Raw genomic sequence first — 10,747 nt, forward strand, 5'->3', positions numbered from 1 at the left:
ATTCCAACCCTTTTGGCTTTTGAAAGGAAAAATAAATGACAAAATTACTTGTAGGCTTGGGAAATCCAGGAGATAAATATTTTGAAACAAAACACAATGTTGGTTTTATGTTGATTGACCAACTAGCGAAGAAACAGAATCTCACTTTTACACACGATAAGATATTTCAAGCTGACCTAGCATCTTTTTTCATAAATGGAGAAAAAATTTATCTTGTCAAACCAACGACCTTTATGAATGAAAGTGGGAAAGCTGTTCATGCTTTATTGACTTACTATGGTTTGGATATTGAAGATTTACTCATCATTTACGATGATCTTGACATGGAAGTTGGAAAGATTCGTTTAAGAGCAAAGGGGTCCGCAGGTGGTCATAATGGTATCAAGTCTATTATTCAACATATAGGGACTCAGACATTTAATCGTGTTAAGATTGGAATCGGAAGACCTAAAAATGGCATGTCAGTTGTTAACCATGTTTTGAGTAAGTTTGACAAGGATGATTATATTGGTATTTTACAGTCTATTGACAAAGTTGACGATTCTGTAAACTACTATTTACAAGAGAAAAACTTTGAGAAAACGATGCAGAGGTATAACGGATAAATGGCGACCTTATTAGATTTATTCTCAGAAAATGATCAGATCCAAAAATGGCATCAAAATCTGACATGTAAAAAAAGACAATTAATGTTAGGTTTGTCAACTTCTACAAAAGCTTTAGCAATCGCTAGTAGTTTAAAGAAAGAAGATAAGATTGTTTTATTGACATCAACTTATGGAGAAGCAGAAGGGCTTATTAGTGATCTTATTTCTATCTTAGGTGAGGAATTTGTCTATCCATTTTTGGTAGATGATTCCCCTATGGTCGAGTTTTTGATGTCTTCACAAGAAAAAATCATCTCACGGGTTGAAGCCTTGCGTTTTTTGACTGATCCGTCTAGGAAAGGGATCTTAGTTTGTAATATTGCAGCAAGTCGATTGTTTTTACCTTCTCCAACTGTATTTAAAGATAGTATTGTAAACATATCAGTTGGTGAAGAATATGATCAAAACGCACTTATCCATCAGTTAAAAGAAATCGGCTATCGAAAGGTTACACAAGTACAAACTCAAGGAGAATTTAGTCTTCGAGGAGATATTTTAGATATTTTTGAAATATCCCAGTTAGAACCTTGCCGAATTGAGTTTTTTGGTGATGAAGTAGATGGAATTCGTACTTTTGAAGTCGAAACACAATTATCGAAAGAAAATCAGACAGAACTCACCATCTTTCCAGCTAGCGACATACTTTTGAGAGAAAAGGATTATCAGCGAGGACAGTCAGCTTTAGAAAAACAAATTTCAAAAACTCTATCGCCGATTCTGAAATCCTACCTAGAAGAAATTCTTTCAAGTTTTCATCAAAAACAAATGCATTTAGATTCTCGGAAATTTTTATCTTTGTGTTATGAGAAATCATGGACTGTCTTTGATTATATTGAAAAAGATACGCCCATATTCTTTGATGATTATCAGAAATTGATGAATCAGTATGAAGTCTTTGAAAGAGAATTAGCGCAATACTTTACAGAAGAGTTACAGAATAGTAAAGCATTTTCTGAGATGCAGTATTTTGCTGATACTGAGCAAATCTATAAAAAACAAAGCCCAGTGACCTTTTTTTCTAATCTGCAAAAGGGGTTAGGAAATCTCAAATTTGACCAGGTTTATCAATTCAATCAATATCCCATGCAGGAATTTTTCAATCAATTTTCTTTTCTAAAAGAAGAAATTGAACGATATAAAAAAATGGACTACACTATTATCTTGCAGTCTAGCAATTCAATGGGAAGTAAAACATTGGAGGATATTTTAGAGGAATACCAGATTAAATTGGATTCTATAGATAAGTCAAGAATCTGTCAAGAATCTGTAAACTTAATCGAGGGCAATCTCAGACATGGTTTTCATTTTGTAGATGAAAAGATTCTGGTGATTACTGAACATGAGATTTTTCAAAAGAAATTAAAACGTCGTTTTCGAAGACAACATGTTTCGAATGCAGAGCGCTTAAAAGATTATAATGAACTTGAGAAAGGGGACTACGTTGTTCACCATATCCATGGAATTGGTCAATATCTAGGGATTGAAACAATTGAAATCAAAGGGATTCACCGTGATTATGTCAGTGTTCAATACCAAAACGGTGATCAAATCTCTATCCCAGTGGAACAGATTCATCTACTTTCCAAATACGTTTCAAGTGATGGTAAAGCACCTAAACTCAATAAATTAAATGATGGTCATTTCAAAAAAGCAAAGCAAAAAGTTAAGAACCAGGTAGAGGATATAGCTGACGATTTAATCAAACTTTATTCTGAGCGTAGTCAGTTGAAGGGTTTTGCTTTTTCAGCTGATGATGAAGATCAACATTCTTTTGATGATGCATTTCCTTATGTTGAAACGGATGATCAACTTCGTAGTATTGAGGAAATCAAGAGGGATATGCAGGATTCTCAACCAATGGATCGACTTTTAGTTGGGGATGTTGGCTTTGGGAAGACTGAAGTTGCAATGCGTGCAGCCTTTAAGGCAGTCAATGATCACAAACAGGTTGTCGTCTTAGTTCCGACGACGGTTTTAGCGCAACAGCACTATACCAATTTTAAGGAACGATTCCAAAATTTTGCAGTTAATATTGATGTGTTGAGTCGCTTTAGAAGTAAAAAAGAGCAGACTGAAACACTTGAAAAATTGAAAAACGGTCAAGTTGATATTTTGATTGGAACCCATCGTGTTTTGTCAAAAGATGTTGTGTTTGCTGATTTAGGATTGATGATTATTGATGAGGAACAGCGATTTGGTGTCAAGCATAAGGAAACCTTGAAAGAACTGAAAAAACAAGTAGATGTCCTGACCTTGACAGCAACGCCAATTCCTCGTACCCTTCACATGTCTATGCTGGGAATCAGAGATTTATCTGTTATTGAAACTCCGCCGACTAATCGTTATCCAGTGCAAACCTATGTTTTGGAAAAGAATGATAGTGTGATTCGTGATGCTGTCTTGCGTGAAATGGAGCGTGGAGGTCAAGTTTACTATCTTTACAATAAAGTTGACACGATTGATCAGAAGGTTTCCGAATTACAGGAGTTGATTCCAGAGGCTTTGATTGGTTATGTTCATGGGCAAATGAGTGAGATTCAGTTAGAAAATACTCTACTGGATTTCATTGAAGGTCAGTATGATATTTTGGTGACAACTACCATTATTGAGACAGGGGTGGACATTCCAAATGCCAATACTTTATTTATTGAAAATGCGGACCATATGGGCTTGTCAACCTTGTATCAGTTAAGAGGAAGAGTCGGTCGTAGTAATCGTATTGCTTATGCCTATCTCATGTATCGTCCAGAAAAATCAATCAGTGAAGTCTCCGAGAAGAGATTAGAAGCGATTAAAGGATTTACAGAATTGGGCTCTGGATTTAAGATTGCAATGCGAGATCTTTCGATTCGTGGAGCAGGAAATCTTTTAGGGAAATCCCAGTCTGGTTTCATTGATTCTGTTGGTTTTGAATTGTATTCGCAGTTATTGGAGGAAGCTATTGCTAAACGACATGGTAATGGGAACACAAGAACCAAAGGGAATGCTGAGTTGATTTTACAAATTGATGCCTATCTTCCTGATACCTATATTTCTGATCAACGACATAAGATTGAAATTTACAAGAAAATTCGTCAAATTGACAACCGTGCCAACTATGAAGAGTTACAAGAAGAGTTGATGGACCGCTTTGGAGAGTACCCAGACGTGGTAGCCTATCTTTTAGAGATTAGTTTGGTTAAGTCTTATCTTGACAAGGTCTTTGTTCAACGTGTTGAAAGAAAAGATAATAAGATTACAGTACAATTTGAAAAAGTCACTCAGCGATTGTTTTTGGCTCAAGATTATTTTAAAGCTTTATCCGCAACAAACCTAAAAGCAGCCATAGCTGAGAATAAGGGATTAATGGAAGTTGTATTTGATATCCGAAACAAGAAGGACTATGAAATTTTAGAAGATCTGCTCATTTTTGGAGAAAGTTTATTAGAGATAAAAGAATCAAAGGAAGCAATTTCCATTTAACATTTTTCTTCTATAAAAGGGATAAAAATGGTACAATAATAATTTGAGGTAATAAAAATGAGACTAGACAAATATTTAAAAGTATCAAGAATTATCAAGCGTCGTACAGTCGCAAAAGAAGTAGCAGATAAAGGTAGAATCAAGGTAAATGGAATCTTGGCCAAAAGTTCAACGGATTTGAAAGTTAATGACCAAGTTGAAATTCGCTTTGGCAATAAGTTGCTACTTGTAAAAGTACTGGAGATGAAAGATAGTACAAAAAAAGAAGATGCAGCAGGCATGTATGAAATTATCAGTGAAACACGGGTAGAAGAAAATGTCTAAAAATATTGTACAATTGAATAATTCTTTTATTCAAAATGAACACCAACGTCGTCTCTATCTGATGAAAGAACGACAAAAACGGAATCGTTTCATGGGTTGGGTTCTTATTTTGATGATTTTATTGTTCATTTTACCAACTTATAATCTTGCTCAAAGTTATCACCAATTACTCCAAAGACGTCAACAGTTATCAGACTTACAAACTCAGTATCAAACCTTGAGTGAGGAAAAGGAGAAAGAGACAGCTTTTGCTACAAAGTTGAAAGATGAAGATTACGCTGCTAAATACATGCGTGCAAAATATTATTATTCTAAGAATCGGGAAGCTGTTTATACGATTCCTGACTTGCTCCCAAGGTGATAAAATGGAAAATTTATTAGATGTAATAGAGCAATTTTTGAGTCTATCGGATGAAAAGCTGGAAGAGTTGGCTGATAAAAATCAATTATTGCGTTTACAAGAAGAAAAGGAAAGGAAGAATGCGTAAGTTCTTAATTATTTTGTTGCTACCAAGTTTTTTGACAGTTTCAAAAGTCGTTAGCACAGAAAAAGAAGTTGTCTATACTTCGAAAGAAATTTATTACCTTTCACAATCTGACTTTGGTATTTATTTTAGAGAAAAATTAAGCTCTCCCATGGTTTATGGAGAGGTTCCTGTTTATGCGAATGAAGATTTAGTAGTGGAATCTGGAAAATTGACTCCCCAAACAAGTTTCCAAATAACCGAGTGGCGCTTAAATAAACAGGGAATTCCAGTATTTAAGTTATCCAACCATCAATTTATTGCTGCGGACAAACGATTTTTATATGATCAATCAGAGATAACTCCAACAATAAAAAAAGTATGGTTAGAATTTGATTTTAAACTGTACAATAGTCCTTATGACTTAAAAGAAGTGAAATCATCCTTATCAGCTTATTCTCAGGTATCAATCGATAAGACCATGTTTGTAGAAGGAAGAGAATTTCTACATATTGATCAGACTGGATGGGTAGCTAAAGAATCAACTTCTGAAGAAGATAATCGGATGAGTAAAGTCCAAGAAATGTTATCGGAAAAATATCAGAAGGATTCATTTTCTATTTATGTTAAGCAACTGACTACTGGAAAAGAAGCTGGTATCAATCAAGATGAAAAGATGTATGCAGCTAGTGTTTTGAAACTCCCTTATCTTTATTATACGCAAGAAAAAATAAATGAGGGGATTTATCAGTTAGACACGACTGTAAAATACGTATCTGCAGTCAATGATTTTCCAGGTTCTTATAAACCAGAGGGAAGTGGTAGCCTCCCTAAAAAAGAGGATAATAAAGAGTATTCTCTCAAGGACTTAATAACGAAAGTATCTAAAGAATCGGACAATGTAGCTCATAATCTATTGGGATATTACATTTCAAACCAATCTGATGCCACATTTAAATCCAAGATGTCTGCTATTATGGGAGATGATTGGGATTCAAAAGAAAAATTGATTTCTTCTAAGATGGCTGGGAAGGCCATGGAAGCTATTTATAATCAAAATGGATTTGTGCTAGAGTCTTTGACTAAAACAGATTTTGATAATGAGAGAATTGCCAAAGGTGTTTCTGTTAAAGTAGCTCATAAAATTGGAGATGCGGATGAATTTAAGCATGATACTGGTGTTGTCTATGCAGATTCTCCATTTATTCTTTCTATTTTCACTAAAAATTCTGATTATGATACGATTTCTAAGATAGCCAAGGATGTTTATGAGGTTCTAAAATGAGGGAACAAGATTTTTTAAATCATTTTCTCAAGAAGGGATATTTCAAAAAGCATGCTAAGGTGGTGCTAGCTCTTTCTGGTGGATTAGATTCTATGTTTCTATTTAAGTTATTATCTACGTATAAAAAAGAGTTAGAAATTGAATTGATTCTAGCTCATGTGAATCATAAGCAGAGAGTAGAATCAGATTGGGAAGAACAGGAATTAAGGAAGTTGGCTGCTGAAGCAGAGCTTCCTATTTATATCAGCAATTTTTCAGGAGAATTTTCAGAAGCGCGTGCACGAAATTTTCGCTATGATTTTTTTCAAGAGGTCATGAAAAAGACAGGTGCGACAGCCTTAGTCACTGCCCACCATGCGGATGACCAGGTGGAAACGATTTTTATGCGATTGATTCGAGGTACTCGTTTGAGATATCTATCAGGAATTAAGGAGAAGCAAGTAGTAGGAAAGATAGAAATCATTCGTCCCTTCTTGCATTTTCAGAAAAAAGACTTTCCTCCAATTTTTCACTTTGAAGATATATCAAATCAGGAAAATCATTATTTTCGCAATCGTATTCGAAACTCATACTTACCAGAATTAGAAAAAGAAAATCCTAGATTTAGAGATGCGATCTTAAGCATCGGCAATGAAATTTTAGATTATGACTTAGCTATAGCTGAATTATCAAAGAATATTGATGTAGAAAATTTAGATCAGCTATTGTCTTACTCTGAGTCGACACAAAGAGTTTTACTTCAAACTTATCTGAATCGTTTTCCAGATTTGAATCTTACAAAAGCTCAGTTTGAAGAAGTTAGACAAATTTTAAAAACTAAAAGCCAGTATCGTCATCCGCTTAAAAATGGTTATGAATTAGTAAAAGAGTATCAACAGTTTCGGATTTGTAAAATCAGTCCTCAGTCTGATGAAAAGGAAGATGAACTTGTGTTACACTATCAAAATAAGGTATCTTACCAAGGTTATTTATTTTCCTTTGGACTTCCTTTAGAAGGTGAATTAATTCAGCAGGTACCTGTTTCACGCGAAACATCCATACACATTCGTCATCGAAAAACAGGAGATTTTTTGATTCAAAATGGGCATAGAAAAAAACTCAGACGTCTATTTATTGATTTGAAAATCCCTATGGAAAAGCGAAAATCTGCTCTGATTATTGAGCAATTTGGTGAAATTGTCTCAATTTTGGGAATTGCGACCAGTAATTTGAGTAAAAACACGAAAAATGATATAATGAACACTGTACTTTATATAGAAAAAATAGATAGGTAAAAAAATGTTAGAAAACGATATTAAAAAAATCCTCGTTTCACACGATGAAATTACAGAAGCTGCTAAAAAATTAGGTGCTCAACTCACTAAAGACTATGCAGGAAAAAATCCAATTTTAGTTGGGATTTTAAAAGGATCTATTCCTTTTATGGCTGAATTGGTTAAACATATTGATACACATATTGAAATGGACTTCATGATGGTTTCTAGCTACCATGGTGGAACAGCAAGTAGTGGTGTCATTAATATCAAGCAAGATGTGACTCAAGATATCAAAGGAAGACATGTTCTGTTTGTAGAAGATATCATTGATACAGGTCAAACTTTGAAGAGTTTAAGAGATATGTTTAAAGCAAGAGAGGCTGCTTCTGTTAAAATTGCAACCTTGTTGGATAAACCAGAAGGACGTGTTGTAGAAATTGAGGCAGACTATACCTGCTTTACTATCCCAAATGAGTTTGTAGTAGGTTATGGTTTAGACTACAAAGAAAACTATCGTAACCTTCCTTATGTTGGAGTATTGAAAGAAGAAGTATATTCAAATTAGAAAGAACAATTTTTAATGAAAAAACAAAATAATGGTTTAATTAAAAATCCTTTTCTATGGTTATTACTTATTTTTTTCCTAGTTACAGCTTACCAGTATTTTAGTACAGGTAGTGTTGCAGGGAAAAGTGAGCAAATTAATTATACAGAATTGGTAAAAGAAATTACCGATGACAATGTAAAAGAATTGACTTACCAACCAAATGGCAGTGTTATCGAAGTTTCAGGTGTTTATAAAAATCCTAAAACAAGTAAAGAAGAAACAGGTATCCAGTTCTTTTCTCCTTCTGCTACAACAGTAGAGAAATTTTCAAGTATTATTCTTCCTTCAGATACTACAGTATCAGAATTGCAAAAACTTGCTTCTGACCATAAGGCGGAAGTAACTGTTAAGCATGAAAGTTCAAGTGGTATGTGGATTAATATTCTTGTATCCATTGTGCCATTCGGTATTCTATTCTTCTTCCTATTCTCTATGATGGGAAATATGGGAGGAAATAATAGCCGTAACCCAATGAGTTTTGGACGTAGTAAGGCTAAAGCCGCAAATAAAGAAGATATTAAAGTAAGATTTTCAGATGTTGCTGGAGCTGAGGAAGAAAAACAAGAACTAGTTGAAGTTGTAGAATTCTTAAAAGATCCAAAACGATTTACAAAACTTGGAGCCCGTATTCCAGCAGGTGTCCTTCTAGAGGGACCTCCGGGAACAGGTAAGACGTTACTTGCTAAGGCAGTCGCTGGAGAAGCAGGTGTTCCATTCTTTAGTATCTCAGGTTCTGACTTTGTAGAAATGTTTGTCGGAGTTGGAGCTAGTCGTGTTCGTTCTCTTTTTGAAGATGCCAAAAAAGCAGCACCAGCTATTATCTTTATCGATGAAATTGATGCTGTTGGACGTCAACGTGGAGTTGGTCTTGGCGGAGGAAATGACGAACGTGAACAAACATTGAACCAACTCTTGATTGAGATGGATGGTTTTGAGGGAAATGAAGGGATTATCGTCATCGCTGCGACAAACCGTTCAGATGTACTAGACCCTGCCCTTCTCCGTCCAGGACGTTTTGATAGAAAAGTATTGGTTGGCCGTCCTGATGTTAAAGGTCGCGAAGCAATCTTGAAAGTTCATGCTAAGAACAAGCCTTTAGCAGAAGATGTAGATTTGAAACTAGTCGCTCAACAAACTCCAGGCTTTGTTGGTGCTGATTTAGAGAATGTCTTGAATGAAGCAGCTTTAGTTGCTGCTCGTCGCAATAAATCGGTAATTGATGCTTCAGATATTGATGAAGCAGAAGATAGAGTTATTGCTGGACCTTCTAAGAAAGATAAGACAGTTTCACAAAAAGAACGTGAATTGGTTGCCTACCATGAGGCAGGACATACCATTGTTGGTCTAGTTTTGTCGAATGCTCGTGTTGTTCATAAAGTTACCATCGTACCACGTGGACGTGCCGGCGGATATATGATTGCACTTCCTAAGGAAGACCAAATGCTTCTTTCTAAAGAAGATATGAAAGAGCAATTGGCTGGCTTAATGGGTGGACGTGTAGCTGAAGAAATTATCTTTAATGTCCAAACTACAGGAGCCTCAAACGACTTTGAACAAGCGACACAAATGGCGCGTGCAATGGTTACAGAGTACGGCATGAGTGAAAAACTTGGCCCAGTACAATATGAAGGAAACCATGCTATGTTTGGTGCACAGAGTCCTCAAAAATCAATTTCAGAACAAACAGCTTATGAAATTGACGAAGAGGTTCGTTCATTATTAAATGAAGCACGAAATAAAGCTGCTGAAATCATCCAATCAAATCGTGAAACTCACAAGTTGATTGCAGAAGCATTATTGAAATACGAAACATTGGATAGTACACAAATTAAATCTCTTTATGAAACCGGAAAGATGCCTGAAACAGTAGAAGAGGAATCACATGCACTATCCTATGATGAAATAAAGTCAAAAATGAATGACGAGAAATAACCCTGAGAGAGGCTTGTCCTCTCTTTTTTGTGCAGTTGAGGAGCTAAAGGGAACAGAATGGATGAAATGTGCCAAAAGTGTATCTGAATCTGTTAGACTGTATCTAGAAAGGGGAAAAGAATGATTAAAGAATTGTATAAAGAAGTCCAGGGAATTGTATATAAGAGTAGAAATGAATATTACCTTCATTTGTGGGAGTTATCGGACTGGGACCAAGAGGGAATGATTTGCCTACATGAATTGATTAGTAGCGAAGAAGGGCTAGTAGAAGATATTCCTCGCTTACGTAAATACTTCAAAACAAAATTCCGGAATCGAATTCTAGATTATCTCCGTAAACAAGAAAGTCAAAAACGGAGATATAATAAAGAGCTTTATGAAGAAGTGGGTGAGATAAGTCATCGTATAAGTGAGGGAGGTCTGTGGCTAGATGACTATTATCTCTTTCATGAAACACTAAGAGATTATAGAAACAAACAAACTAAAGAGCAACAAGAAGAGTTAGAATGCGTCTTAAGAAATGAACGTTTCCGAGGGCGTCAAAGAGTGTTAAGAGACTTACGTATTGTGTTTAAAGAGTTTGATATCCGTACTCATTAGGAATTCATGCAAAAAAGTAAAAAAAGTTAAAAAAAGTGTTGACAAAAAATAAAAAGCCGGTATAATAGTAAGAGTTGAAAATAACAACTCTGGTCCGTTGGTCAAGGGGTTAAGACACCGCCTTTTCACGGCGGTAACACGGGTTCGAATCCCGTACGGACTATGGTATG

10 protein-coding genes and 1 tRNA gene are annotated in these 10,747 nt (G+C 35.3%); all 11 read left to right on the forward strand.

Going from position 1 to position 10,747, the window contains the following annotated elements; genetic code table 11:
* Positions 1-35: 35 nt before the first annotated feature.
* The 11 genes from pth to KV696_RS09020 all read left to right on the forward strand — a co-directional run bounded on the left by pth (position 36) and on the right by KV696_RS09020 (position 10,740).
* Positions 36-605, forward strand: a complete 570-nt coding sequence (gene pth, locus KV696_RS08975) for an aminoacyl-tRNA hydrolase (RefSeq protein ID WP_219967476.1) — start codon at positions 36-38, stop codon at positions 603-605.
* Positions 606-4,109 (forward strand): transcription-repair coupling factor, encoded by a 3,504-nt coding sequence (mfd, locus tag KV696_RS08980; protein WP_219967477.1) that lies wholly within the window; start codon positions 606-608, stop codon positions 4,107-4,109.
* Between the two features lie 57 nt (positions 4,110-4,166).
* The gene (locus tag KV696_RS08985) at positions 4,167-4,433 is read left to right on the forward strand and encodes an RNA-binding S4 domain-containing protein (RefSeq protein WP_001234978.1); all 267 of its coding nucleotides are present in this window, start codon (positions 4,167-4,169) and stop codon (positions 4,431-4,433) included.
* Positions 4,426-4,794, forward strand: a complete 369-nt coding sequence (locus KV696_RS08990) for a septum formation initiator family protein (protein WP_219967478.1) — start codon at positions 4,426-4,428, stop codon at positions 4,792-4,794. Before KV696_RS08985 ends, KV696_RS08990 begins: the two co-directional genes overlap by 8 nt.
* A 4-nt stretch (positions 4,795-4,798) precedes the next feature.
* The gene (locus tag KV696_RS10150) at positions 4,799-4,921 is read left to right on the forward strand and encodes an SP_0009 family protein (RefSeq protein ID WP_000429334.1); all 123 of its coding nucleotides are present in this window, start codon (positions 4,799-4,801) and stop codon (positions 4,919-4,921) included.
* The gene (locus tag KV696_RS08995; RefSeq protein WP_219967479.1) at positions 4,914-6,182 is read left to right on the forward strand and encodes a serine hydrolase; all 1,269 of its coding nucleotides are present in this window, start codon (positions 4,914-4,916) and stop codon (positions 6,180-6,182) included. The genes KV696_RS10150 and KV696_RS08995 overlap by 8 nt, the downstream gene beginning before the upstream one ends.
* The gene (tilS, locus tag KV696_RS09000; RefSeq protein WP_219967480.1) at positions 6,179-7,456 is read left to right on the forward strand and encodes a tRNA lysidine(34) synthetase TilS; all 1,278 of its coding nucleotides are present in this window, start codon (positions 6,179-6,181) and stop codon (positions 7,454-7,456) included. The genes KV696_RS08995 and tilS overlap by 4 nt, the downstream gene beginning before the upstream one ends.
* Positions 7,457-7,460: 4 nt before the next feature.
* Positions 7,461-8,003 (forward strand): hypoxanthine phosphoribosyltransferase, encoded by a 543-nt coding sequence (hpt, locus tag KV696_RS09005; RefSeq protein WP_000892178.1) that lies wholly within the window; start codon positions 7,461-7,463, stop codon positions 8,001-8,003.
* 15 nt (positions 8,004-8,018) lie between these two features.
* Positions 8,019-9,977, forward strand: a complete 1,959-nt coding sequence (gene ftsH, locus KV696_RS09010) for an ATP-dependent zinc metalloprotease FtsH (protein ID WP_219967481.1) — start codon at positions 8,019-8,021, stop codon at positions 9,975-9,977.
* Between the two features lie 120 nt (positions 9,978-10,097).
* Positions 10,098-10,577: a sigma-70 family RNA polymerase sigma factor gene (locus tag KV696_RS09015; protein ID WP_219967482.1), complete on the forward strand. Its 480-nt coding sequence runs from the start codon at positions 10,098-10,100 to the stop codon at positions 10,575-10,577.
* A 91-nt stretch (positions 10,578-10,668) separates the two neighbouring features.
* Positions 10,669-10,740, forward strand: a tRNA-Glu gene (locus KV696_RS09020).
* The last annotated feature ends 7 nt before the right edge of the window (positions 10,741-10,747 follow it).

This window comes from Streptococcus humanilactis (assembly GCF_019448275.1).
Classification (GTDB): Bacteria; Bacillota; Bacilli; order Lactobacillales; family Streptococcaceae; genus Streptococcus; species Streptococcus humanilactis.

What these genes read in the sequence shown, in the direction of transcription:
- pth (WP_219967476.1), top strand. Translation starts at nt 36, where the DNA reads ATGACAAAATTACTTGTAGGCTTGGGAAATCCAGGAGATAAATATTTT.
- mfd (WP_219967477.1), top strand. Translation starts at nt 606, where the DNA reads ATGGCGACCTTATTAGATTTATTCTCAGAAAATGATCAGATCCAAAAA.
- KV696_RS08985 (WP_001234978.1), top strand. Translation starts at nt 4,167, where the DNA reads ATGAGACTAGACAAATATTTAAAAGTATCAAGAATTATCAAGCGTCGT.
- KV696_RS08990 (WP_219967478.1), top strand. Translation starts at nt 4,426, where the DNA reads ATGTCTAAAAATATTGTACAATTGAATAATTCTTTTATTCAAAATGAA.
- KV696_RS10150 (WP_000429334.1), top strand. Translation starts at nt 4,799, where the DNA reads ATGGAAAATTTATTAGATGTAATAGAGCAATTTTTGAGTCTATCGGAT.
- KV696_RS08995 (WP_219967479.1), top strand. Translation starts at nt 4,914, where the DNA reads ATGCGTAAGTTCTTAATTATTTTGTTGCTACCAAGTTTTTTGACAGTT.
- tilS (WP_219967480.1), top strand. Translation starts at nt 6,179, where the DNA reads ATGAGGGAACAAGATTTTTTAAATCATTTTCTCAAGAAGGGATATTTC.
- hpt (WP_000892178.1), top strand. Translation starts at nt 7,461, where the DNA reads ATGTTAGAAAACGATATTAAAAAAATCCTCGTTTCACACGATGAAATT.
- ftsH (WP_219967481.1), top strand. Translation starts at nt 8,019, where the DNA reads ATGAAAAAACAAAATAATGGTTTAATTAAAAATCCTTTTCTATGGTTA.
- KV696_RS09015 (WP_219967482.1), top strand. Translation starts at nt 10,098, where the DNA reads ATGATTAAAGAATTGTATAAAGAAGTCCAGGGAATTGTATATAAGAGT.